Origin of the sequence: Candidatus Nitrosotalea sp. FS (genome assembly GCF_011319475.1) — an archaeon.
In the GTDB taxonomy this organism is placed as follows: domain Archaea; phylum Thermoproteota; class Nitrososphaeria; order Nitrososphaerales; family Nitrosopumilaceae; genus Nitrosotalea.
Genome location: NZ_RCMC01000290.1, coordinates 1 through 25,409, shown reverse-complemented (window position 1 = coordinate 25,409; position 25,409 = coordinate 1). Strand labels below are relative to the sequence as shown.

The following is a 25,409-nucleotide window of genomic DNA, read 5'->3' as shown; positions in this document are numbered from 1 at the left end:
TTTCTCCAAAGTGTTTATCTTGGGTAATCGTGTATCTTGATCTAGTCGTGAAGATCGACGAGCCTCAGGATTCTGATTATGCAGAGACCAAGATAACCTACGTGGGTTTTGTAGACCCGTATGGAGTTGAAGGACTTTTAATATTGAGAGCAGGTGATGGCAAGGAATTTCATATGCGTGCCTTTTCAGGCGAGGTTGCAAGACACATCTCTAATTTCATCGAGGGGCAAAGAGGGGCAATTCCTACCATTTACAACATGGTAGAAGAGATCGCAGAGCTCAACGAGCTTGTACTTGTCAAGATAAAAGTGTACGAAAGCGGCAGTGTCTTGCGAGCNGTGCCTTTTCAGGCGAGGTTGCAAGACACATCTCTAATTTTATAGAGGGACAAAGAGGCGCGATTCCTACTATTTACAACATGGTAGAAGAGATTGCAGAGCTCAACGAGCTTGTCCTTGTCAAGATAAAAGTGTACGAAAGTGGCAGTGTCTTGCGTGCCAATGTCTACTTTACTGGAAAACATGATTTGGTCATGCGTAACTATCGTGCGTCAGATTCGATTGCTCTTGCAACATTTTACAATATTCCGATTCTTGTCAGGAAAAATCTCTTGAAGGAAAAAATGGAAGCCTAGGTCAACACTTGGTCTAACTTTCCTTCTTGCTGTGCTACTTTGATTTCCATTGCAATTCTGCGTCCCACTCCAAAAGTTTCACCATACTTGTATTTTGTATATGGGCTGGTTGTTGCAAGAATTGGGTTTCCCGGAACTCGTAATGATACATCGTATACAACAATATCCAAGTCTCGAGTTATCACACTCTGCAAGGAAAATGGGCCAATGATTCCGGGGGCATATTCTTTTTTCACTGCATTTACAAATTTGTCTCCAATGTCAATGACTTTTTCAAGAAGAGACTCTCTGATGCTTGCAGGTGTGTGACCCACCTCGATGTTTTGTAATTCGATATTTGTCTCAAGTTGTTGTTTTGCAGGAAGTGAAACAAAATCATGAAGGTTTGTTTGCAGTCTTCTTTCTATTCCGAGAAAATCCACTTCTTTTGATATTGGAGTGTGAAAATAATTGAAATTGAAATAAGTTCCTATGACAAACTCTTCAATGCTTGCAGTCTTGAGTGCATCTCTTGAGATCAATCCTTGTCTGATCTTGGTTTCTGTCTTGTCCTTGTATTCTGCATAAGATGATACATTGAAAAAGGCTCGCTCAAGTTTGCGTTTTTTCTCCTGGACTTTGACTATTACTGGTCTGTCAATGTCTTTTGGGTTCTTGAACAGTCTTGGGAATCGTATCTTTGCTTTTTGCAGCAAATAATATTGATTTTTCTTGTTTGCACGCTCTTCTGCCTGGAATAATGCTCTGTTTCCAAATAATGGAACCTTGAACTTGTTTTCAACTCCATCGTATCCCAGATATGCGGTAAGTGCTCTGTGTGGAACAACTATTGTACTTGTATCACGTAGTCTCGCTTGAATCTTGGGAGATAGCATATCTTGGAATTTTTTTACTATGATGATATCATCTGCTAGTCTTGAAAACCTCTTGTAAGGAATCTCTCTTCCTCGTTGACAAACAACTACTGTCTTGAAATTCTCGTCTTTTGCACCATCCATTACCTCTAGTGCGGAATGACTTCCAAGCACACCAATGGTTGGCTCTGAGTACTTGCTGACAATGTCGATAATTTCGGATTTTTTTATCACGCCGTATCTATTTTACTTGGGTAAAAAAGCGTTATCTAAAGCAAACTTGGTTTTGTCATTCATGTGATTGGAATATGTAGGAACTGATTTGAGGTTTGTAAATCGTATTATGAATTGAAAAAACTACTTGAGGTCTTCCTTGTCTTTGAAATCCTTGAGTTCTTTTTCTGATTCTATTCTGCCTTTCTCAAACTCGCCTTTTGCCTTTCCAATGTTCTTGCTAGCTCTGGGATCTTTTTTGCACCAAATATCAAAACCCCGATTATCACTACTGCGATTATTACATTCTCGTATGCCATTAGTGCCTTAAATGCGGCAGATCAAGATTTAAGTGTTGCAATATTTTTTGACTGCTTTTCTGATACCGCCATGCCTATTACATATAGTACGATCATTGGGCCTGCAACAAACCACATGGTGACTCCACTACCATCGGGAGTTATTGCTGCACCCAGTATGACCATTGCAATTATTGCATATCTGATGTTATTTCTCCAGAATTTCGGATCAATCAAACCTGAAGCAGTGAGTGCATACATTATCAAGGGTAGCTGGAATGATACTCCAAATGCAAGAACAAACTGGAGTACAAATGTGATAAAATCCATGATATTAAGAAGTGTAAGCAAACCTGCAGATTCACCGTATTTGTAAAGAAAGTCAAGTATGTATGGAGTTACAAAAAAGTATGAAAATAGACCGCCTATGGTAAAAAGAACAATTGCCGGAATTGTTATGTTTCTAATTATCTGAATCTCTTTTCTGTGCAATGCTGGTGCCAAAAATCCGACAAACTCTTTGACTATGATTGGCATTGCAAATACCATCCCAAGCAATACTGCGATATAAAACTGGGAAAAAAATGCCTGCCCTGGAGCAGTCTGGATAAGTTGTACTGTTGATGGCAGCAGGTGATGCTTCATTGATATTGTTACTTGTGCTGCCATGTTGTCAAACGGACTAAATGTTGGATAATACAGCTTGATTCCATTGTACATGAATGATGTAAGGTGACAACTCAGAATGAAGAATGATATGGCTCCTATTGCAAGTACTGATCTGAATACTCTTTTTCTTAAATCCTCTAGGTGCTGGCTAATGGTCATGCGCTTATCCATTGCAGATTATAAAATGGACTTTCTGTATTAATAGTGTTTTTTCTAGGACGTGTGTCTATTGACCTGGAATTGGAAGTATCTTGCCTGCAGGAAGGTTGCTTTTTTCTTGTTCTGGCACGCTAAAGTTTTCAAGCTCTATTGTAAGTTCTGTACTGACCTCAAAGTTGTCTCCTAACTGAACTGCCAAGTCTGCAATCTCCTTTGGTGAGTATATCTCACGTGAGCCCTTTAGGAATATTCTTGAGCTTTTTTCTGCAGGCTCTCCACCGAATTTCTCTTTTAGGAATTTGGTAATTCGGTCTACCTCTTCTTGTTCAATCATGTTGTGATAAAATACAATTCCCTTGATGGATTCATAATCCCAAGGAGTTCCGTTTCTGTATGAATATACTCCAAAGACTGCACCCTTGTCGTCTTTTGGACATTTTATCTCCCAAATCAATACTTTTTTTGGATCATACTCTGCCTTTCTGACGTCGTCTACTGTGAGTTTCCAATATCTCAAGCGGCTCATGTTCTAGTCAATCGATGAATTCTCACCGTTAATGAGCCTTACTAGACACAAACTACGGTGTAACGTATGACTGCTATACGTACAACTTTTAATCAAATTTAGAAATACAAATCACTGGAATAGATTATTTTGAGCATCACGTTACGACAAATAAAACCAGTTTACATTTTGGTCGCAATACTGATTTTGTCTGGTTTTACTCACTTGTGGAATGTTGTGGGATTTCCTGACATTTTCTATGACGAGGGAGTGTATCTGGAAAGGGCAATGCATGTACTAAACGGTCTTGGTGTGCAAGACAGGTATTTTCATGATCACCCTTACTTTGGACAAATCTTTCTTGCTGGCTTGTTCGCCCTGACGGGATTTCCAAACTCGTTACATACTTCTGCTGATGTGGCATTCATTTCGTCACTTTATGTTCTGCCGCGGGTGATGATGGGATTACTTGCAGTCGTTGACACTCTACTTGTCTATCTTATTGCTGATACAAAATATGGAAAAAAGATAGCGTTAGCATCAGCTGTCTTGTTTGCAGTAATGCCGTTTACCTGGATACTACGCCGAATACTTTTGGATTCAATCCTGTTGCCGTTTCTACTGACATCCATACTACTTGCACTTAGGGCAAACAGTTTCAAAAACAAGTATGTGATAATATTTCTTTCAGGTGTTTGTCTTGGCATTGCCATATTTACAAAGATTCCAGTCTTTACTATGATTCCACTGGTTGCAGGACTTGTCTATTTTGGCACTGGAAAAAATCCAAAGTATGTTCTTCTCTGGTTGCTCCCTGTAATTTTGATTCCTCTCATCTGGCCACTCCAAGCAGTAAGTGTACATCAGTTTGGTATGTGGCTAAAAGATGTAATTAGCCAGACCCAGAGACCAAGTTTTGGTCTACCATACATATCTAAAATTTTCCTTGAGCTTGATCCTGTATTGTTTGTTCTTGGAATTGCCGGAACCGTATGTGCAATTGTGAAAAGAAATTATTTCATCTTGTTTTGGTTTGTACCGTTTGTAATATTTTTGCTCTTGATTGGATACAATCAGTACTTTTACTGGATTCCAGTACTACCGGTGTTTTGCATATCTTCTGCAATGTTGATCGTAAATCTACTGGAGAAGATAAACAAGGAAAAATTACGTAATATGTTACCACTTGTGATAATTTCTGGTATTGCAATATTTGGTTTGGTAAGTACGATTTTGGTTGTTAGTGTCAACGTAACAAACACCCAGTTCCAGGCAGAGNTGGAGAAGATAAACAAGAAAAAATTATGTAATATGTTACCTCTGATAATTTCTGGTATTGCAATATTTGGATTGATAAGCACTATTTTGATTGTTAGTGTCAACGTAACAAACACCCAATTCCAGGCAGAGTCGTTTGTTTTGCAAAACGTAAATGATTCTGACACCACAGTCCTTGCAAATCCCACATATTCATGGATCTTGCATTACGTATTTCATAAAGAAAATATTCCAAACGATTATTCTTTCATACTGTTCAATCAAATAAAGACTGATAAAATACTGCTAGTGGCTGATCCCCATCTTTTGATAGATCTTGAAAGGGGCAAAAAATTGTACCAAGTCTACAATGACTCCAAAACAATGATGACATTTGATGAAGATCTGTCAAAATATGATATTACTAGATATCCGTATTCTAACCTCCAGATGGCCCTTGACGGTCAACACATTGAAGTACGAATGAAATGAGCATAACCTGCCTTTAGCATGTCGCTTCAAACTAGTAGAAAAGATACGTTAGTCTTTTAAACTCGCATGAAACCGTACATTTTGCGGATGGTCCAAAATGTCTCAATGAGGGTATCTGATCATGTTATCAGTAACATTGTTCCTGAACAATGTTTGACAATTCTTTATTTGCGTAACACGAGAGATCATGCGAAATGGATCTAAGAGTTTTTCTCTTTCTCTCAGTTGCGGCAGTACTGGTATTTCCACAATATGCTTTTTCAATCGAACCTACAAATAATGCCAACGTAATCTTTGGTGATTCAAATTCAACGATGCCAACAACACCAATACTGGATTCCACATCAAGTTCAATTATATCAAACACTGATACCGCAAACCAAGGCTCACATGCAACCTATACTATCAAAGTGACAGACACATCAAACTTGGGAACTATTCCAACTGGACTTGTAACCTGGAGTGATGGCAGTAACGGTGGGGCATTTAGTGTATCTTCATGTGTTCTTTCATCTGGAAGCTGTATCGTATCATACACTCCTCCTACAGATTACAGTGGAACTATAACAATAACTGGCAGCTATGGCGGAGACAATGCCCACACTGGTAGTTCTGCAACAACTACATTGACATCAACAGTACTTCACAATATTACAACTACGGTCACATCAAGTGCGTCAACAGTAAAGCAAGGTTCTCAGGTACAATTAACCGCAACACTTGCAGATACTTTTAGCTCACCTCTTACTCCGACAGGAACCGTATCATGGAGCGATAACGGTATTGGTGGAACATTCAATCCCAATACTTGTACGCTTTCATCTGCACAATGTGCTGTAACATATACGTCACCTGCCAATTATGCTGGCAGCATATCTGTAAATGCACACTATAACAGCGATTGGCCATTTTCAAAAAGTGATGGAACATTTACTCTCGTGTCAAGCCTTTTGCCAAACACAAGTACAATTGTGTCACCAAATCCTGCAAAGGCAAATTTGGGATCTTCAACACAGTTTACTGCTACTGTCACTACAGTCAATTCTCAAACAATTCCTGCTGGAACTGTAACCTGGAGTGATGGTGATGCTGGAGGTTCATTCAATCCAACTTCTTGTACACTTTCATCTGGCAGCTGTGCTGTATCATACAGCCCGTCTGCACACTCGCCAAACTTGGTTACAGTTACTGCCACATTTGCTCCAAATAACGACTATTCTGGCAGCGCCGGTGCATCGGGTCTGACAATAACTACAAAACATAATACCGCAACTACTCTAACACCAAACCCCGTTACATTGGCCCAAGGGTCAAAGGTACAGATTACNGGTTTTTCTCTTTCTCTCAGTTGCGGCAATGATGGTCTTTCCGCAGTATGCTTTTTCAATCGAGCCTACAAACAATACACTAGTCTTTGGCAATTCAAATTCCACGATACCAAAAGCAACAATACCTGATACAACATCCAGTTCACTTACATCAAATACTGATACCGCAAACCAAGGCTCCCATGCCACTTATACTGTCAAAGTAACAGACACGTCCAACTTGGCAACAATTCCAACTGGACTTGTAACATGGAGTGATGGCAGCAATGGTGGTACGTTTAGTGTATCTTCTTGTGCTCTTTCATCTGGGAGCTGTACTGTATTATACACCCCTCCTACAGATTACAGTGGTACCATAACAATAACTGGTAGGTATGGAGGAGACAGTACACACACTAGTAGTTCTGCAACAACTACGCTGACCTCAACAGTACTTCACAATATCACAACTACGATTACATCAAGTGCATCAACAGTGAAACAAAGTTCACAGGTGCAATTCACCGCAACACTTGCCGATACTTTTAATTCTTCACTTACTCCAACAGGAACCGTATCCTGGAGTGATAACGGTCTTGGCGGAGCATTCAATCCAAATACTTGTACACTTTCATCTGCTAAATGTGCTGTAACGTATACGTCGCCTGCTAACTATGTAGGCAACATATCTGTAAATGCACACTATAACAGCGATTGGCCATTTTCAAAAAGTGATGGAACATTTACTCTGATTGTAAGTCTTTTGCCAAACACAAACATAATCGTATCTCCAAATCCTGCAAAGGCAACTTTGGGGTCTTCAACACAGTTTACCGCTACTGTCACGACCATAAATTCTCAAACAATTCCTGCTGGAGCTGTAACCTGGAGTGACGGTAATGCTGGCGGTTCATTCAATCCTACTTCGTGTACACTTTCATCTGGCAGCTGTGCTGTATCATATAATCCATCTGCACACACGCCAAACTTGGTAACAGTTACTGCTACGTTTGCTCCAAATAACGACTATTTGGGAAGTACTGGTGCATCAGATCTGACAATAGCTACAAAACATAATACCACAACTACTCTTACACCGAATCCTGTTACATTAGCCAAAGGGTCTAAGGTACAGCTTATTGCAACACTTGCTGACACTTCCATCGCTTCAATTGTAACTGGGTATGTATCTTGGAGTGACGGTAATGCTGGCGGTACATTTGACCAAGCCTCTTGCACATTGTCATCTAACACATGCTCTGTATATTATACTGCACCAGAAGGTTCTACAAATACGGTAACAATTACTGCAACATATGGGGGCGATAACCTGCATTCGATAAGTTCTGGCACACTGACCTCCACTGTTATCACACTTCCATCTTCATTATCGCTGAACACTGATCAGTCATACTATGCATATGGTGATGTAGTTACACTTTCAGTGAATCTTCCAGGCCTGAGTATGAAGACTGTTGCAGTAGGGGTATCAAATCCAAGTGGTGATAATATCATATCAAGAACCATAACTACAGACGAAAACGGAACTGGCTTGCTACAATTCAAGATTCCCAATACATATCAGACCGGTATTTATCAGGATATTGTAACTGCAACTGTTTATGGCAAAAATTATACCAACTCGACCGAATTTAATGTAATAAAAGCGCANTTGCTGACACTTCCATCGCTTCAATTGTAACTGGATATGTATCCTGGAGTGATGGTAATGCCGGTGGTACGTTTGACCAAGCCTCTTGCACACTATCATCTAACACCTGCTCTGTATACTATACTGCACCTGCAAGTTCTGCAAATGCGGTAACAATTACTGCAACATATGGAGGCGATGATTCGCACTCGATAAGTTCTGGTACCTTGTCATCTACTGTTATCGCACTTCCATCTTCATTATCATTGAATACAGACCAATCATACTACGCATATGGCGATGTAGTTACACTTTCAGTGAATCTTCCAGGCTTGAGTATGCAGACTGTTGCTGTAGGGGTTTCAAATCCAAGTGGTGATAATATAATATCAAGAACCATAACTACAGACGAAAACGGAACTGGCTTGTTGCAATTCAAGATACCTAACACATATCAGACTGGTGTCTACCAAGATATTGTAACTGCAACTGTATATGGCAAAAATTATACCAACTCGACCGAGTTTAATGTGATAAAATCACATGGTGTTTCCATTGATTCCGTACAGATAACAAACCAGCAAGGAAATCCTGTATCCATTTTGCCAAAGGGTCAGAACGGATTTGTCAAAGTCTCAATCTCTTCTGGGGAGAAGATGCCTGCACTATTGACTCTGAATCTCTTTGATGCAAATCAAAGTAGTCTTGGCACGACTTCAATCAAGTCAATTGTAAACTCGGGCACATCGCAAATGACACTATCATTTTTTATTCCATCTGATGTCCAAGTGGGATTGGCAAATGTTTACACTGATGTGTATTCTGACTGGCCAAATAATGGAGGAACTCCACTAACTGCAGAATCTTGTCTTGCGGCAGACCTTCAAGATACCACTACACTTCCGGCATCATATGTACCTCCACAACCACACAGCTGCAGTGGTACATCTGGAGGATTGTCTGGTATTGGGGGTGTCTCGTCTACTGCGATGACAAATGACAAGGCCCAAGTCACACTTGGTGTCGTAATACAAAATGATTCTATGCTATTCATGAGTCCTACACAGGCTCATCTCTTGGCACTTGCTTATGAAAACAGTACTGGACAAACAGCCAAAAACAAGTCTGTTGGATTGGTAAATGTAGATCTTGCANTCCTACATCATATGTACCTCCACAACCACACAGCTGCAGTAGTACATCTAGTGGCTCGTCTGGCATTGGAGGTGTCTTGTCTACTGCGATGACAAATGACAAGGCCCAAGTCACACTTGGTGTTGTGATACAAAACGATTCAATGCTATTCATGAGTCCTACACAGGCTCATCTCTTGGCACTTGCTTATGAAAACAGCACTGGACAAAATACAAACAGCAAATCTGTAGGCTTGGTAAATGTAGACCTTGCAAGCCTTGATGCTGCGGGAAAAAGCACTGGAACTTCAGTCAATGCAACAAAGATTGATCCTAGCCAATTTACAACTCTAGCAGGACCTGACCTTCAAAATAATCCACTTGCAATGAAAATTTTGCAAGAGATTGAGGTATCAAAAAAACAAGTGGCAAACATACTAGGAAACCAGACAGCAGCAAAACTTGACCAGCAGTTGGTTTTACAACAAAGACAAGCAGCAGCAAATCAACTCAAGCAAGATCTTACCACACTTGCACAGGCAAGTTCATCTACCACACCAGATGTAGCATATGCAAACTTTCTTACAACTGTAGATGATAACAGGACTCATTCTGTATTCCAAAGTGAATTTAATTTCATGAAACAAAGAATTACGGTTGCAAACACTGCCATGCGCTCTGTTATTGACAATGGGGGAAGCTTAGGCCAAGCACTTGCAACCTTCTACAAGTATGCCACAATAAATCNGCAATGCACTCTGTCATTGACAATGGTGGAAGCCTAGGTCAAGCACTTGCAACCTTTTACAAATATGCTACAATAAATCACGGTCAAATGGTAAGTCTAAACAATGAGCTAAATGTTGCATCTGGACTTGCAGACAGCAGAATCCAGTCTTGCTTTGACATCAAGGGGCAACTCACTGTTGTAAATGGTACAAACTCATGTGTTTCAGATATTGAAAACAATTCTACTGGAACAAATGGTGTGGCAATCCTATCAGTACAACCANCATGTGTCTCAGATATTGAAAACAATTCTACTGGAGCAAACGGTGTGGCAATCATATCAGTGCAACCTACTGACCAGCAAGGAAATCCAGTATCTATGATCCAGAGGGGACAGATGGGATATGTCAAAGTGGTGCTTGCCTCTGATGTACATACACAATCTCTTGTTACAGTAAACATCTTTGATTCAGACGTCAGNAGAGGGGACAGATGGGATATGTCAAAGTGGTGCTTACCTCCAGTGTGAATACGCAATCTCTTGTTACCGTAAACATCTTTGACTCAGACGTCAGTAGCCTTGGAACTGCATCTGCACAGTATACTTTGAGTCCTGGACAATCTGAAGTGATTCTTCCATATTACGTTCCATCACAGTCTGGAACTGGGCTTGCTAGTGTCTATGCAAATGTATTTAGTGATTGGCCAAACAAGGGTGGAACATCGCAATCCCATGAACAATCATACTTTGTTGGCCTTGAGTAGATTTTTGTCTCTTGGTGCAGTAATGTTGCTTGCACTGCCTGGAGTCTTGAATNAGGGTGGAACATCGCAATCCCATGAACAATCATACTTTGTCGGTCTTGAGTAGATTTTTGCCTCTTGGTGTAGTAATGTTACTTGCACTACCTGGGGTCTTGAACTCGTTTGCTCAGGAGGAACAATCAATCGTGCTTGCTACAAACAAAGAGCATTATCTACCTGGAGATACAGTTCAACTAAGTGGAACCGTAACAGGACAGGCAAACGCATTGGTCGCACTGCAAATTAAAGACTCGTCTGGGAATCTGATACTGATAAGAACCGTACAATCTGATCAAAACGGAAATTTTGCACTGTCATTTAAGATTCCGTCAACTGCTGCATCTGGAGATTTTAACATAGTTGCAAGTACGAAAATTAATGGCTTTATTGTAACACAAACAAAAACCATGACTGCAACGGTTCCTGAATTTGGTCCTATCGCAATGCCTCTGTTTGGCGCATCACTTGTTCTAGGTGTTGTCATGTTTACTTTTGCAAATAGACTCAAAATGTAATATCATACAAAAAATCTATTACGAACTATTCTGATACCAATGCATGAATTTTGGTCTTTGTTTTGTGTGTAATTTACACCGAGAACTTGGTGCATATTATTCTAAAAAACATGGAAAAACAATTGAGATTTGTGCTGATTGTTACAAATCAAAACCTCTTGAATAAAAAAAGTTGGAAAGGTTATCCGTATGTCTTTCCACACGTATTACATTGCCAATGGTTTGATCTGACAGTCCATTGGTGTTTGTGTTGTGTCTGAGTTGTCATATTATTTCTTATATTAGATATACAAAGGTAAGCTTATAAATTAGAAAGTGATATAGTAGTTATCAAGTGAGTGTATGGTAAGTTGAAAGAAGAAGAGTGCAAAGTTTTGCTAGACTCGTTGAAGGCATGCCCTATTGATAATACTTTTAAAATTATTGGGAAAAAATTTACGGTTCACATTCTACGCAACATGACAAAGCTTGGTCAGAGTAGATTCAACCAGTTCTTGGATTCTGTAGAAGGGATAAATCCCAAGACCTTGTCTGCAAGGCTGCGANTTACGGTTCACATTCTGCGTAACATGACAAAGCTTGGTCAAAGTAGATTCAACCAGTTCCTAGATTCTGTAGAAGGAATAAATCCAAAGACCTTGTCTGCAAGGCTGCGGGAAATGGAGAAAAATGGCATAATTGAGAAGAGAATCTATGCTGGGACGCCAGTCAAAATAGAGTATGCTATAACAAAGAAAGGGATAGCTCTAAACCCGATACTAGAGNCTATTGATAATACTTTTAAAATTATTGGGAAAAAATTTACAGTACACATTCTGCGTAACATGACAAAGCTTGGCCAGAGTAGGTTCAACCAGTTCCTGGATTCTGTAGAGGGTATAAACCCAAAGACCTTGTCTGCAAGATTGAGGGAAATGGAAAAAAATGGCATAATTGAGAAGAGAATCTATGCTGGAACACCGGTTAAAATAGAATATGCCATAACAAAAAAAGGGCTTGCCCTAAACCCTATACTAGAATCCATGGCTGCCTTTTCTATGCAGTACTGTTCCAAGGATATATTCAAGGATGGAAAACCACGAATCCTAAAAGAGATCTATTCCAAGCCTGCTGAAGCTATATGATTCCCGTATACTTGATGCCTAAAATGACTTTACTTGAGTTAATCTGCTAACCGTATCTTCACTTTACATTTTAAATACTTTCCNTCTATTCCAAGCCTGCTGAAGCCGTATGATTCCTGTCTGCTTGTTAAATGAAAAATCAAAAAACGACTTTCCATGAGTTAATCTGATATACCTTTCATCACTCTACATTTTAAATACTTTCATGTGTATAGTAGATATACAAATGATATCTAATAAACAACAGAAACTAGTATTTGAAAAAGGCAAGACATACTTGCACGAAGGCGAATCCCATGGACCGTTTGTGACTGACAATGTTCGTGGCGAAATCCTATGTGCAAGATGTGGTATGATTCTTGCAGACAAGGTAGAGGACTCTGGACCAGAACAACAATCGTTTTCAGCTGAAGACTACAGTAACAGCACCAGGACTGGACTTGGCTCTGCATTGTCAATTCATGACAAGGGTCTATCAACTATAATTGGAAATACGGATCGTGATGCATCTGGAAATTCCATATCTACATACATGAAGTATACATTCAACAGACTACGAACATGGGACAGTAGAAGCAAGTCAAGCTCTGCTGAAAGAAACCTGNCAATTCATGACAAGGGCTTGTCAACTATAATTGGAAATACAGATCGAGATGCATCTGGGAATTCCATATCGACATACATGAAGTATACCTTCAACAGATTACGAACTTGGGATAGTAGAAGCAAGTCAAGCTCTGCTGAGAGAAACCTGCGCTCTGCATTTGTCATCATGGGTGCAATCCAGTCAAAGCTTGATGTCTCTGATGCAATAGTTGAACGTGCAGCATATTTGTATAGAAAAGCACTGGCCAAAAATATAATTCGAGGAAGGACAATTTCTGGCATGATACTTTCAGCATTGTATGTTGCATGCAGAGAGTCAGGTGTACCACGAACTCTACAGGATGTATCGGATGCAGGAAATATATCATTCAAGAACCTCTCTAGACACTATCGAGTATTTGTAAAGGCACTAGAGTTACAGGTAGACTCGTTGAACCCATCTGAACTAGTGTCCAAGATTGGTACTTCTGTAGGCCTCAGTGAAAAAGCACAAAGAGATGCGCTTGGTATAGTTGAGACGGCCAAGAAAAAAGGCATCGCAGATGGGAAAAACCCAATATCTCTTGCAGCCGCCGCATTATTTATGGCTGGANGCACAAAGAGATGCGCTTGGTATAGTTGAGATGGCCAAGACAAAAGGACTTGCAGATGGGAAAAACCCAGTGTCTCTTGCAGCCACTGCATTATTTATGGCTGGTGTGATAAATGGTGAGAGTGCTACGCAGGACAAGATTGCCAAGGCATCAGGTATTAGCACCGTGACAATACGTAATGTCACAAAGGTCTTCAAAAAGAAGATGGATTTGGAAACAAAATGAGTACCAAGATAATACGGGCAGATGAGCACTATGGCAACAAGACTGACTGGCTTACAACATACCACCATTTCTCGTTTGGAGAGTATCAGAATCTAGAGAAGATGAACTTTGGACCACTGCGAGTATTCAACGACGATGAAATACAACCTGGCACTGGATTTGATTTTCATCCTCACAGAGACATGGAGATCATAACCTATGTCATTGATGGCGAACTAGAACACAAAGATAACCAAGGAAATCAAGGCGTGATATATTCAGGAGAGGTTCAGAGGATGACTGCAGGTTCTGGAATAATGCATGCCGAGTCAAACCATTCCAAAGAAAAACCATTACGACTATTGCAAATGTGGGTATTTGCAAATAAGAAGGGTCTTGCGCCGTCTTGGGAACAAAAAAAGTTTACAAAAAAAGAAAGGACAAACAAACTCGTACCAGTAGTTGTATCTGAAAACAATCCCAATCCTGATGCACTACACATACACCAAGATGCCTCGTTTTACTTGTCAACATTGACTGCACATGGTCAAGTAGAACACAAATTAGAGCCTGGAAGAAAGTCATACTTGTTTGTAATAGATGGCAAAATTAAACTAGGAAATGACACCATGCAGACAAGGGATGCTGCAATGATATCTAAAGAAAACAATCTGGTAATTCGGGCAGAGGTTCCAACAGAACTGATACTAGTTGACCTGCCAGAACAGTATGCAGTCAACAAATAATCCTCAATTTTTTCACACTCGACATTAGACATAAAGAACCATGATTCTCTTATTGTTTTAGATGCACTCTAAAAAGACGGATGTCTTTGGTACCATGACATCAAAGATTGAGAGCGAATTTCCTCAATGTTCTAGAATACATGCTGACTGGGAGTTTGTTCTCACTGACAAAAAGACCGGTGAGGTAAAAAACAACAAGAAATTTCGAATATTGGCAATACTAAATGATGCTGAAAAGTATCAACATGTTGGAGTGATAATACCGGACCTGAGTAATGAGTATGTACAGCTTCCTGATTTAGTGGAAAAATTCTTGTCCGATCTAAAAAAAACAGCAGATGCAAATATGGTGGATGTCATGGGCGATAAAAAATCGCTTGATATGTCTGGATTCAAATTCACAGGAAATGTCTACCTGTACACTGACAAGTTGCTTGTATCAGAAGATGTTATACAAAAACACTTTGCAAAAAGCAACATGCATCTACAGTCGCGTGTGGAAAAGAAGAACCTGTCTTTGTAAGTGCATGATTTTGTGAAATCGCGAAACAAGAATCATGGTAAACTGTTACTTATGCTGAACATCAATAACGACTAAATATTGATGACAAAAATCAATTTCATGGAAGTCATACCAACAGGACGTCTTGAACTCTTGTCCGAGATGGAAGAAAAATACGAAAAAAAAGACAAGGAATACTTTGTTGGACTGTTAAATGATCAAGATTTTGTTATACGATGCAGAGCAGTCTGCATTCTTGTGGATATGGGTGGAGAAGATGTTGTTCCACATGTTGCAGGTGTTCTAAAAAATGATTCCAACGAATTGGTAAGACATGAGGCAGCCTTTTCTTTGGGACAGATGTGCCTGCGNTTCTAAAAAATGATTCCAACGAATTGGTAAGACACGAGGCAGCCTTCTCTTTGGGACAGATGTGCCTACGAAGCGGCATAAAACCACTAGAAGATGCNATAAAACCATTAGAAGATGCAACACGAAATGATCCTAGTCTATTTGTAAGACACGAGGCAGCCGTTGCACTTGGAGTGATTGGGTCTCAGGATGCAAAGGAAACACTACAAAAAGCCCTTGAAGACTCGAGTGAGCAAGTAAGAGACTCTGCAGTAGTGGCTCTTTCTAACCTGAAATTCATGGAAAGCCTCAGTAAGAATGAAAAATTTGCCAAGATGACTGGCGGCTAGATTGGCGTAACAATAGTTCCTTCTGGTGTTGACTTGAAATCATAAATTGCATCAATGTTTGAATTCTCAAATATTTCCGAATCATGAGTGATTATGATGAACTGGGATATTGCATCAATGTTTGATTCAAATGCCTGGGACAGTACACTCACAAGGGATTTTCTTCGCTCTTGGTCCAAGTGAGTAGTTGGCTCGTCAAGAATTATGAAATTCAAGTTTGATGTTCCCATTAAATGAGCCATTCCAAGACGCAGTGCAAGTGCCACGCTGACTTTTTCTCCGCCGCTCAACGATTCCAGATCAAGCTCTAGATTTCCAGCATGGCATGTTATTCCAATATCTCTTGATTTTTCACTCAGTGCAATTCTTTGAATCTTTACATTAAATGTTGAAAGATATTCTGAAGCCTTTTGTGATATCATATTGAGTGCCCAGGAGCGAAGGCTAGTAGCAACAGGGCCATCTCTGTTGTAAATTTGACTTCGTATTGTTTCAAGGCTTGTGACATACTGTTTTACTTCATGTAATTCTAATAATATTTTAGAGATTTTCTCATGATCATCTTGGTGTATCTTTAATTTTGTATTTACTGCAACAATGTTTTGGTCCAACGTGCTGAGAACTTTTCTTTGTTGTTCCAGTCTTGATTTCAAATCCCTGAAATTGTTGATGTTAAAATCTCGAGTCTCATCTACCAGCTTTGATATTGATTCTATTACGTCTGTTGAATACTCGTCAATTGCATACTGCATGAGGTTAGCAGAGCTTATCTCATGAGGTAATTCTCTTGTATTTACCTGTAATTTTGATATCTCCTCTTGAAGTTTGTCCAAATCCTCTTGGTTTTTGATGTTATTCGAAGACAGGATTCCTTCGGCTTTTATGACTTGTTGCAGTTTCAAGTCAAGTTCTCTTTTCTTACTCTGAATTGTGGTATTTTCCTTTGTGAAAAATTCTGTCTTCTTTTTTAGTGTCTCTAGTTCAGACGTGATGTATTTTTCATCAAACAATGGATTTAGCTTCTCTACACTAGAGTCACAGACTGGACATTTACCATCTACAAGATGTAATCTGTTCGCAATGTCTTGTTGGCTTTTTATTGTAGCTATCTTCTCGCCAACTTGTTTTAGTTCTGTATTTATCTTGTCAATGTCTAATTGTGCCTGTTTTGCCTCTGATTCTGTTTGTAACTTGAATGATGCAATTGACAAGCTGTTTGAGCATNGTGCCTGTTTTGCATCTGATTCTACTTGTAACTTGAATGACGCAATTGACAAGCTGTTTGAACACTCGGCAAGTTTTTTCTCTTTTTCTACAAGGTCTCGTTTCATCTTGACGATAGAATCTCGTATGTATTTGAGAAGGTCTTCTTTCTTGTTCTCTATCTCTTTGATCTTTAGTTCTTTTGGTATCTCCGTTTCAATGGTTTGTTCTAACCTGGCAAATTCTTGCTCTTGTAATATCTTGTCTTCTTCCAGTTTCTTCTTCTGTGGTTCAAGTGATACAATCTCTTTTAGCAATGTGTCGACTCGATTTTGTAAAATATCGATATTGGTGTCATCATAATTTAGTTTGGTCCTGACTGTATCTCTAAAACTGTCTATTGTTTTTTTCATGGATTCGTATGCAATGTCAAGTTTATCTATGCCGATTATTGCGTTGATCAGTTCTTTGAATTTTCTAGGGTCTGCCTCAATTATTGCCTGAAGTTCCCCTTGCTGTACAATTGACGCAACCTTGAGCTTCTCAAAATCTAGTCCAATTAGGGATTCTATTGTTTTTGTCATGGATTCTCCAAATTGCTTTCGTTCCCCTGCTGCCAGTGGTNCAATTAGGGATTCTATTGTTTTTGTCATGGATTCTCCAAACTGCTTTCGTTCTCCTGCTGCGAGCGGGACTAGTTGTCCATTGACCTTTTCCTGAAGAATGGCGCCTACTGTTCCCTTGGAATCTATCTTGCGTACTGCCTCAAACTGCCTATTTCCTATGGAAAACTCTACCTTGGCATATGCCTGGTTATTTCCTCGTCGCAAGAGTCCCTTTGTTGATTTTCTTAGGTGTTCTCCAAACAATGAAAATGTTATTGCATCGATGATGCTTGATTTTCCAGCACCATTTTGTCCGACAAATACTGTTACACCTCTGTCAAATGTCAGTTTTGTATTTTTATGCGACAGGAAGTTTTCCAGCTCAACTGATTGTAGCATTTTTCACTCCTTTTTTGAATCTCTCAAAATTGTCAATTATTGCCTGGCTTGCCTCGTCTGTGTTGCCTTTGGATAATAACGGCAAGAGTTCGTTTATTGCAAAATTTGCCATGTCTGTAGAACCAAGAATCTCTGTTGCAATTCGGTGCATCTCGTCTTCGATCTTCAATGGCTTGTTGACAAATACAGAACCGTTCTGTTCTTTTGAAACATGTCTCCAAAAGCAACGTAATGTCAGATCAGATAATTTGGAAATTTGGGCTTGCACCAATCCAGGTTCGTAACCTTCTCCTGTAATCTTTAGTTCTACTATGGGTTTTCTTGCAAGTGATTTTATCTTGTCTGCAATTATATCTACTTCGCTTGAGATATTCTCAATGGATGTCTTGATGGAAAACTGTGGTCTTGTGTCAAGCTTTATCCATGTTGGAGATGGTTCTGGTCTTGAAATGTCTACTTGGTAAAATCCCTTTTGTGTTTCTTTTATCCCCTCACTTGATGTCAGTTCAATGGATCCAGGATATACTAACGGGCCTCCAAGATGGGAGAATCGCTTCAAATCTTGGTCATGAAGATGGCCCATTGCATAGTATGTGAAATTCTTTGGAAGGTCCGTAGAATTTAGCTCTGCTGCAAACTTGTTGATCTCTGTAATTCCTTGGTGTAATACAAGTATCTTGTNGATGGCCCATTGCATAGTATGTGAAATTCTTTGGAAGGTCTGTAGAATTCAATTCTGCTGCAAACTTGTTGATCTCTGCAATTCCCTGATGTAATACAAGTATCTTGTGTCCTTGGTGTTTTTTGGCCTCGGCATCCACTTGGGCAAAGTCATTTTCAAACGATTCAATCTCTGACTTTCTGCGCTTGTCAAACCCTGCAATTAATACATCCTTGTAAACAAATGGCTTGCCGTTTCCGATGTATTTTGAGAACTCTAGGTTGTGGTATACCCAAGGTACTGGCGTTGCCCTGATTCTGCTGATGTCGTGGTCTCCAAGTATGAAAAAAGAGTCGATANTGTATTTTGAAAACTCTAGGTTGTGGTATACCCAAGGGACCGGCGTTGCTCTGATCCTACTGATGTCATGGTCTCCTAAAATGAAAAAAGAGTCGATGTTGCTTTTTTTCAAGCGCTTCAAGGCGTTTGCTAGTACGACAATTGCCTTCCCACTTGGATTTGGCACANCGAGATGTCAATTGCTTCGTCAAATGCCTGGTATACATCATTTTCACGCTCTTCTGAATGGTATTGCACAAAACCAAGATGTGTATCTGAAATATGTGAAAAGATCATCTCAATCTAATAACAGGTCTTTTTGAATCATTGATTTTGTAGATTCGCTTGCAACTTGCTTGAACTTGTCAGTCTGGTTCCATTCTGATACTGCATTAAGGTCAGAACCTGATTTCTTGCTCTTGACTTCGTCAACATGCACTATTGATGGCAAGTTTACCCACTGTCCAATCAAGACTGCATCACCAATGTTCAAAGATGAAAGTTGTGATAGCAGGTCCTTGCTTAGTGATTCTGCAGCAGATGCAATCTGCTGTTGATCATCATCTTGTACTATCTTCATTATTGCAAGTGAGCCCATTTGGCTTAGTACATTTGGATCAATGTTTCTTGGTCTCTGTGATACTACGCCAAGACCGATTCCAAACTTTCGACCTTCCCGTGCTACCTTTGATGCCCAGTATTTTGTATCAGTATGTTCTCCTTTTGGAATGAATACATGTGCTTCTTCTATTATGACAAATATTGGTGCAAGAAACTTGTTGCTTCTTTTGTTTGAGGATTTACCTTTTCTTTCCCAGACTGCATCTTTTCTATGTTGTAATAATTCTTGCAAATAATATGATAGTCCTGCATTTGCCTGTCTCTCGCTAAGCTCTGATATGTTCAGTACGTTGACTCTACCTTCCTTGATAAGGTCTACTGGATCTCCGCAATCTGGGTCTAGTATGTCTGAGAACCTATGTTTTGCGTCATCTATCTTGTCTAACACTCTGCTTGCACTATCTGCATACCCCTTGGTGGTGTNCCTGCATTTGCCTGTCTCTCACTAAGCTCTGATATGTTCAAAACGTTAACCCTTCCTTCCTTGATGAGGTCTACTGGGTCTCCGCAATCTGGGTCTAGTATGTCTGAGAACCTATGTTTTGCATCATCTATCTTGTCTAAAACTCTGCTTGCACTATCTGCATAACCCTTGGTGGTACGTCCAAATGATGCCGTGCTTTCCTCTAGGGCCTGCCAGAAATCTTTTGCCTGTTTTACAGACTCTGTAAATGATTCACGCAGTGCTCTTTGTTGCTTGTCTGCATTTTCTCGCNCTTCTAGGGCCTGCCAGAAATCTTTTGCCTGTTTTACAGATTCTGTAAATGATTCCCGCAATGCTCTTTGCTGCTTGTCCGCATTTTCTCTAAGTTCTATTACTTCGGCTAGCTTGTCTGCAGGTAATAATCTGGGATTTATCTTTGCCAACATGTAGTTCATTTTTGGAACGTCAAGATTTTCGTAATCATTGTGATAGTCAAAAATGATTAAGGTGCCGTTCAGTGATGCAACATGTCTTGCAATCAATGATACCAGGTTGCTTTTTCCCATGCCTGTCATTGCAAGTATGGCCAAGTGTCGTGATACTATCTTGTTGATGTTTATCTTGGCCTCTATAGTTGAATTTCTCAAGAGCGAGCCGATTCTTACCCATTCTTCTGTCATAGGGCCAAATATTACGCCAAGATCTTTTTGTGTTGCTTCTATGATTGAAGTTCCTGGCAGGGGAGGTACTGCAGGTAAAATCATCTGGCCTTTTTGCAATTTATCCAAGAAACCAAGTATTCCAATCTTTACCTTGTAATTTTTATCGCGTGAATTGATATCTGCAACTTCTTTGCTTTCTACTGCCTCATCAAAATTTCTGACATCTGTTAATGCTTCACTTGAGATGATTGACTTTTCAACAAGGCCTAAAATCTGTCCATCTTGAGAATCAATTATCACATATTCACCAACTGAGAGTGGCTTTGATGACTGTGCTGTAACATCAGTAGGTCTTGATTCTCCAATTACTACACCAATAGTCAACTCAATACCTCTCTTGAACCAATCTCGTTTCCTAGTCCATATAGACTAACAAGTCTTGCAAGATCTGAATTGGATATTTTACAGTTTTCGTGTGCAAGCTTTAATGAATATGGATATCCACCTACACTGTTCTTTGTTATCATGTCAAGAAGTGATTTTATTTCGTCCTCGGTGTGACCTGATCCTAGTAACTCTATTTTGATTAATGGCGTCGAGTCTCTTAGTCTTGCATAAACATATGATACAACTTTACCAGGTCCAAGACTGTTATCGACAAATATTTTGCTAAATCCTGGCGTCTTGACTGCGTGGTTGTAATAGAATATGTCTCCTGCCATGGAGCCAAATTTTTCAAATTGTTTTCTAGCTGATGATGTCTTTGATATGAAAATTACATTGTTTCTTTTCTTAATTGCAGTTGTAATCGAACTTCCAAGTGATGTCTGCCTTGTAAGAAACTGTGAATAAAGAGAGCCATCTAGTATCACCAAGTCTGCCTTGTCAACTGAATTAACACATGCATCAACTTCCATCTTGCTAGCCTGTGTCTCAAGTTCTGGTGATGGCTGGCCTAGCCCTTGGTTATGGCTCTCAGTTATTATCTGACCGTCTGATTTTATGGATACTCCGGTTACTACCCATAGTTCCAGGCCCTGAAACTTGGTACTGTTGTAACTACTATCTATTCCTGCTATGTCTGCGTCTTTTTTCTGAGAGCTATATTCTGACCAGTTTTCCCTGGCCGTCTTGATTATTTGATCGAATTTCTCGCCCTTGAAGATGGACCTTGCCTCATCGCGTTTCTTTATTGCATCACGATAAACCGTATTGAGCATAAAACACCTTTGCCTGCACAGATAAAATGTTTCTCGTTTGAAATATGTTTATCCTACAGTTGATGCAAAATCAACACCCGTCTAACTAATTAATAGAGACTCCGAATAATACTATATGTTCGAGAATGAAAGGACATGGAACAGGTTCGTAGAAAACAATTCAACTGATGACTTTCATAAAAAATTTGATTCTGCAGTATCTCAAGTACAAAAAGACTTTGGAAAAAACTATCCATTAATCATTGGCGGAAAAGAGATCTTTTCTAATGATAACTTTCAAGTCAAATCCCCTGCTGACAAAAATTTGATACTAGGGAATTTTCCTACTGCTACCAAAGAAAATACACTACATGCAATTGAGGCTGCCAAGGACTCATTTTACAAATGGTCTCTCACACCGTACCAAAAAAGGGTGCAGATATTCAGAGAGGTCGCAGATGTCTTTTCACATGATAAATTCAGCTTGGCTGCAATTCTTTGTTTTGAAAATGGAAAGAACAGATTAGAAGCCATGGGAGACCTGGACGAGTCAATTGACTTTATGAGGTTTTATGCTGAGCAACTTGAGGTAAATGAGGGATTCTCAAAGGAGACCAAAAGTGCATCTCGCAACGAGAGAACAGCAAGTGTTCTAAAACCATATGGCGTATGGGGAATAATCTCTCCGTTCAACTTTCCATCTGCAATTGCAATAGGGATGACCTCTGGTGCATTGATTACAGGAAATACCGTAGTCCTAAAACCGTCAAGTGATGCGCCTATATCTGCATTCAAGTTTGCTGAAGCAATCTATCACAAGCTACCACCAGCTGCAATAAACTTTGTAACAGGTGCAGGTAGTATCGTTGGAAAAACAATACTTGAAAGTACTCTGGTTGACGGTATTGCATTTACAGGCTCAAAAGAAGTTGGAATGACTGGATATTCTGAATTTGAAACAAAGAGACCTAGACCATTTATATCAGAAATGGGAGGTAAAAACCCGGCAATAATTGCTGCATCATCTGATATAGAAAAAGCAACAGATGGCGTGTTACGTGCAGCATTTGGTTACAGCGGACAAAAATGTAGTGCCTGTTCACGTGTTTATGTACAAAAATCAATTGCGCCCAAGTTTTTGGAAAGACTTGTTGCAAAGACTAGCGCACTAAAAATTGGCAAGCCCTGGGAGAAAGATGCCTACATTGGACCAGTCATAAATGAATCCGCTGTAAAAAAATTCCAAAAAGCATCTGACTTGGCAAAAAAAGATGGCACTATACTATGTGGAGGTTCTGTTGTATCTGATGAATCTCATAAAGATGGAAACTTTGTTGTACCAACAATTGTGACAAATCTTCCAAAAGATCATGAATTGATACGAGAAGAGCTGTTTTTGCCATTTCTCTGCGTTGAAGAGTTTGAAAATTTTGATGAAGCACTTGCCATGGCAAACAAGAGCAATTATGGTCTTACCGCAGGAGTTTTCAGTCAGGACAAAAATGAGATAGAAACGTTTTTTGAAAAAATAGAAGCCGGAGTAACTTATGCAAATAGGGCAGCTAGCGCAACTACTGGTGCAATGGTTGGAGCACAGCCGTTTGTGGGCTGGAAGGATTCTGGAATCTCTGGAAAAGGTGCAGGAGGGGAATACTATCTTTTACAATTCTTGCGAGAGCAGACTCAGACTCGATGTGCGTGAATAAAGGAACTTCCAAGAAGCAATATGTTGCGTTTTCTCTCCTTTAGTCTTCTTATTGAATATGGGAGCCAGTTGGTGCCGTATGGGATATACTCTGAAACCTCAAATCCACTTTTTACCAAAATAGGTTTTAGTTCATCACGTATTCCCTTTAACATCTGAAACTCGAATTTTTTTTCATGTTTTTTTGACAGTTCCATTGCAAGATCAATTAGTTTGGAATCATGTGTTGCTATTGCAAACTCGTTTCCCTGCTCAAATAACACATTCATTAATTTTTTATAATTTTCATCTACTTCGTGTCTTGTCCTGTATGCATTCTTTGAATTCTCGTGGTATGCTCCCTTGACAAGACGAATCTTGGAGCCATTTTTTAAAAGCATGGCAAGATCATTTCCAGTGCGTTTGAGGTTTGCCTGTACAACTACGCCAAGTCTTTCGTATTTTTCGAATAGATTTTGATAAATCTTGAACGTGTCATCAGTATACTCTGATGACTCCATGTCTATCCAAACAAATGACTGGAACTGGAGCGCTTTTTCTATTATGGTATCAAGGTTCGAAAGACACTCTTTTGTGCTGATGGCTAGTCCAACCTGGGTTGGTTTTATGGACAGTCCGCCAGTTATCTTTGATCTTCGCAAGTTTGAGACAAGCGTGAGATAGTCCTCTACTGTCTGGGTTACCTGGGCCTTTGATGACATGTGCTCACCCAACTTGTTGAGTATGGCATTCATGCCGTTTGCATTTGCGTTTCGTGCTGACTTGAGTGCCTCCTCCATTGTATCTCCTGCTATCCACTGTTTTGCTACCTTGAAGAGAACTTTCTCAATCAGTGTAGACTCTTGTTTTTCCAATTTTCTAGACTCCATTAGTATTAAGGTCGCTTTAGATAATTCAATATTTTGTTAAACCTGATAACAGATTTAACAAGGATGAATCTTAGAAATTTTAATTGAAACGAGTAGGACTACTTGGATGTGGCGCAATAGGATCCGAGATTGCATCTGCGATAGATTCTGGAAAAATTTCTGCCAAGCTTACCCATATCTATGATTTCTCTAAAGAAAATTCTGAAAAACTTGCTGGCAAGTTACAAAATAAACCTGTCATAACAGAAAATGTAGGCCTTCTTGCAGCAGCTCCCGTTGATATGATAATAGAGGCGGCATCCCAAGATGCAGTACGTGATGATATTCTAAGCATACTACAAAACAGAAAAGATGTCATGATAATGAGTGTAGGTGCATTGCTTGATGAAACCATATTTGATATAGTCATGGATGGCTGCAAGGATTTTAACAAGCGAGTCTATCTCCCGTCTGGTGCAATCATAGGTCTTGATGGAATTAGGGCAGTACAAGATGAGCTGGATACTGTAACACTTGTGACAACAAAAAATCCAAAAGCATTGAAGGGCGCCAAGTTTTTTGAGACATCAACTACTGACCCTGATAAAATAGCACAATCTACTACCATCTATGAAGGAAGTGCACAAGAGGCAGTGAGGTTGTTTCCTGCAAATATCAACGTTGCAGCATTACTCAGTCTTGCAGGAATTGGAAGTGAAAAGACCAGAGTGAAGATTGTTGCAGACCCGCATACTGACAAGAACACTCATGAAATCCAGGCTGAAGGAAAGTTTGGCAAATTCTCAATAAAAGTGGAAAATGTANTGACAACAAAAAATCCAAAAGCATTGAAGGGCGCCAAGTTCTTTGAGACCTCAACTATTGATCCTGGTAAAATCATACAATCTACAACAATCTATGAAGGAAGTGCACAAGAGGCAGTGAGATTATTTCCTGCAAACATCAATGTTGCAGCGTTACTCAGCCTTGCAGGAATTGGAAGTGAAAAGACTAGGGTGAAGATTGTTGCAGACCCGCATACTGAC

15 protein-coding genes and 12 pseudogenes are annotated in these 25,409 nt (G+C 39.7%); 15 read left to right on the top strand and 12 right to left on the bottom strand.

The genetic code is table 11. From position 1 onward, the window contains the following. Nucleotides 1-338 precede the first annotated feature (338 nt). A partial coding sequence (locus DYY66_RS11850; RefSeq protein ID WP_166289805.1) for a bifunctional nuclease domain-containing protein occupies nt 339-634 on the top strand: 296 nt, incomplete at its 5' end. On the opposite strand, the gene DYY66_RS11845 is transcribed toward DYY66_RS11850, so the two are convergent. The 4 genes and pseudogenes from DYY66_RS11845 to DYY66_RS11830 form a co-directional block, all read right to left on the bottom strand. After that, nucleotides 631-1,722: a formate--phosphoribosylaminoimidazolecarboxamide ligase family protein gene (locus tag DYY66_RS11845; RefSeq protein WP_166289683.1), complete on the bottom strand. Its 1,092-nt coding sequence runs from the start codon at nt 1,720-1,722 to the stop codon at nt 631-633. The genes DYY66_RS11850 and DYY66_RS11845 overlap by 4 nt on opposite strands. A gap of 123 nt (nt 1,723-1,845) precedes the next feature. Continuing rightward, nucleotides 1,846-2,021 (bottom strand): annotated as a pseudogene (locus tag DYY66_RS11840) (twin-arginine translocase TatA/TatE family subunit). 21 nt (nt 2,022-2,042) lie between these two features. Continuing rightward, nucleotides 2,043-2,840, bottom strand: coding sequence for a twin-arginine translocase subunit TatC (gene tatC, locus DYY66_RS11835; protein WP_166289680.1), 798 nt, complete (start codon nt 2,838-2,840; stop codon nt 2,043-2,045). Between the two features lie 55 nt (nt 2,841-2,895). Beyond that, a complete protein-coding gene (locus DYY66_RS11830; RefSeq protein ID WP_166289677.1) occupies nt 2,896-3,354 on the bottom strand; it encodes a hypothetical protein in 459 nt (152 codons plus the stop codon). 129 nt (nt 3,355-3,483) lie between these two features. Between DYY66_RS11830 and DYY66_RS16710 the strand changes: the two are divergent. From DYY66_RS16710 to DYY66_RS11755, 11 genes and pseudogenes are all read left to right on the top strand, one after another. Then, nucleotides 3,484-4,611, top strand: a pseudogene (locus DYY66_RS16710) (ArnT family glycosyltransferase); the annotation flags it as partial. Nucleotides 4,612-10,720: 6,109 nt separating this feature from the next. Further along, nucleotides 10,721-11,221 (top strand): MG2 domain-containing protein (locus DYY66_RS11790; protein ID WP_338140861.1); only part of this gene is annotated, 501 nt, incomplete at its 5' end. 338 nt (nt 11,222-11,559) lie between these two features. After that, nucleotides 11,560-11,766 (top strand): annotated as a pseudogene (locus DYY66_RS16705) (winged helix-turn-helix transcriptional regulator); the annotation flags it as partial. 1 nt (nt 11,767) lies between these two features. Continuing rightward, nucleotides 11,768-11,985 (top strand): annotated as a pseudogene (locus DYY66_RS13370) (winged helix-turn-helix transcriptional regulator); the annotation flags it as partial. Between the two features lie 3 nt (nt 11,986-11,988). After that, a complete protein-coding gene (locus DYY66_RS13365) occupies nt 11,989-12,345 on the top strand; it encodes a helix-turn-helix domain-containing protein (RefSeq protein ID WP_309224015.1) in 357 nt (118 codons plus the stop codon). A gap of 682 nt (nt 12,346-13,027) precedes the next feature. After that, a pseudogene (locus DYY66_RS16700) lies at nt 13,028-13,543 on the top strand (transcription initiation factor IIB family protein); the annotation flags it as partial. Between the two features lies 1 nt (nt 13,544). Beyond that, a pseudogene (locus tag DYY66_RS11775) lies at nt 13,545-13,769 on the top strand (transcription initiation factor IIB); the annotation flags it as partial. Next, on the top strand, nt 13,766-14,494 hold the full coding sequence (locus DYY66_RS11770) for a pirin family protein (protein WP_166289642.1): 729 nt from the start codon (nt 13,766-13,768) through the stop codon (nt 14,492-14,494). The pseudogene DYY66_RS11775 and the gene DYY66_RS11770, both read left to right, overlap by 4 nt. A gap of 61 nt (nt 14,495-14,555) precedes the next feature. Continuing rightward, nucleotides 14,556-15,017: a hypothetical protein gene (locus DYY66_RS11765; protein ID WP_166289639.1), complete on the top strand. Its 462-nt coding sequence runs from the start codon at nt 14,556-14,558 to the stop codon at nt 15,015-15,017. Between the two features lie 81 nt (nt 15,018-15,098). Further along, a pseudogene (locus DYY66_RS11760) lies at nt 15,099-15,367 on the top strand (HEAT repeat domain-containing protein); the annotation flags it as partial. Nucleotides 15,368-15,466: 99 nt separating this feature from the next. Beyond that, nucleotides 15,467-15,697, top strand: a 231-nt coding sequence (locus DYY66_RS11755; protein ID WP_255496469.1) for a HEAT repeat domain-containing protein, incomplete at its 5' end; no start/stop codon positions are given. On the opposite strand, the pseudogene DYY66_RS16695 reads toward DYY66_RS11755, so the two are convergent. From DYY66_RS16695 to DYY66_RS11725, 7 genes and pseudogenes are all read right to left on the bottom strand, one after another. Beyond that, a pseudogene (locus DYY66_RS16695) lies at nt 15,694-16,921 on the bottom strand (SMC family ATPase); the annotation flags it as partial. The gene DYY66_RS11755 and the pseudogene DYY66_RS16695 overlap by 4 nt on opposite strands. Nucleotide 16,922: 1 nt before the next feature. Beyond that, nucleotides 16,923-17,524: pseudogene (locus DYY66_RS15135) on the bottom strand (SMC family ATPase); the annotation flags it as partial. Nucleotide 17,525: 1 nt separating this feature from the next. After that, nucleotides 17,526-17,904 (bottom strand): AAA family ATPase (locus DYY66_RS15130; RefSeq protein WP_255496468.1); only part of this gene is annotated, 379 nt, incomplete at its 3' end. Nucleotides 17,905-18,692: 788 nt separating this feature from the next. Then, nucleotides 18,693-18,924, bottom strand: a pseudogene (locus DYY66_RS16690) (DNA double-strand break repair protein Mre11); the annotation flags it as partial. A gap of 1,025 nt (nt 18,925-19,949) precedes the next feature. Beyond that, nucleotides 19,950-20,240, bottom strand: a pseudogene (locus tag DYY66_RS15120) (hypothetical protein); the annotation flags it as partial. A gap of 1 nt (nt 20,241) precedes the next feature. Beyond that, nucleotides 20,242-20,995 (bottom strand): helicase HerA domain-containing protein (locus DYY66_RS11730; RefSeq protein WP_255496467.1); only part of this gene is annotated, 754 nt, incomplete at its 3' end. Further along, entirely contained in the window at nt 20,992-21,831 is an 840-nt protein-coding gene (locus tag DYY66_RS11725) for a DNA double-strand break repair nuclease NurA (protein WP_166289630.1), read from the bottom strand. The genes DYY66_RS11725 and DYY66_RS11730, both read right to left, overlap by 4 nt. Nucleotides 21,832-21,946: 115 nt before the next feature. Between DYY66_RS11725 and DYY66_RS11720 the strand changes: the two genes are divergently transcribed. Then, the gene (locus tag DYY66_RS11720) at nt 21,947-23,512 is read left to right on the top strand and encodes an aldehyde dehydrogenase family protein (RefSeq protein WP_166289627.1); all 1,566 of its coding nucleotides are present in this window, start codon (nt 21,947-21,949) and stop codon (nt 23,510-23,512) included. Here the strand turns inward: DYY66_RS11720 and DYY66_RS11715 are convergent. Then, a complete protein-coding gene (locus DYY66_RS11715) occupies nt 23,494-24,384 on the bottom strand; it encodes a proline dehydrogenase family protein (protein WP_218583739.1) in 891 nt (296 codons plus the stop codon). The genes DYY66_RS11720 and DYY66_RS11715 overlap by 19 nt on opposite strands. A gap of 83 nt (nt 24,385-24,467) precedes the next feature. Between DYY66_RS11715 and DYY66_RS11710 the strand changes: the two are divergent. Both DYY66_RS11710 and DYY66_RS16685 read left to right on the top strand, forming a co-directional pair. Next, a pseudogene (locus tag DYY66_RS11710) lies at nt 24,468-25,187 on the top strand (aspartate dehydrogenase domain-containing protein); the annotation flags it as partial. Between the two features lies 1 nt (nt 25,188). Continuing rightward, on the top strand, nt 25,189-25,409 hold a 221-nt coding region (locus DYY66_RS16685; RefSeq protein ID WP_394352653.1), incomplete at both ends, for an aspartate dehydrogenase domain-containing protein.

Bases quoted from the DNA above. Each gene is read 5' to 3' on its own strand.
- tatC (WP_166289680.1), bottom strand. From the start codon at position 2,840: ATGGATAAGCGCATGACCATTAGCCAGCACCTAGAGGATTTAAGAAAA.
- DYY66_RS11830 (WP_166289677.1), bottom strand. From the start codon at position 3,354: ATGAGCCGCTTGAGATATTGGAAACTCACAGTAGACGACGTCAGAAAG.
- DYY66_RS11770 (WP_166289642.1), top strand. From the start codon at position 13,766: ATGAGTACCAAGATAATACGGGCAGATGAGCACTATGGCAACAAGACT.
- DYY66_RS11765 (WP_166289639.1), top strand. From the start codon at position 14,556: ATGCACTCTAAAAAGACGGATGTCTTTGGTACCATGACATCAAAGATT.
- DYY66_RS11725 (WP_166289630.1), bottom strand. From the start codon at position 21,831: ATGCTCAATACGGTTTATCGTGATGCAATAAAGAAACGCGATGAGGCA.
- DYY66_RS11720 (WP_166289627.1), top strand. From the start codon at position 21,947: ATGTTCGAGAATGAAAGGACATGGAACAGGTTCGTAGAAAACAATTCA.
- DYY66_RS11715 (WP_218583739.1), bottom strand. From the start codon at position 24,384: ATGGAGTCTAGAAAATTGGAAAAACAAGAGTCTACACTGATTGAGAAA.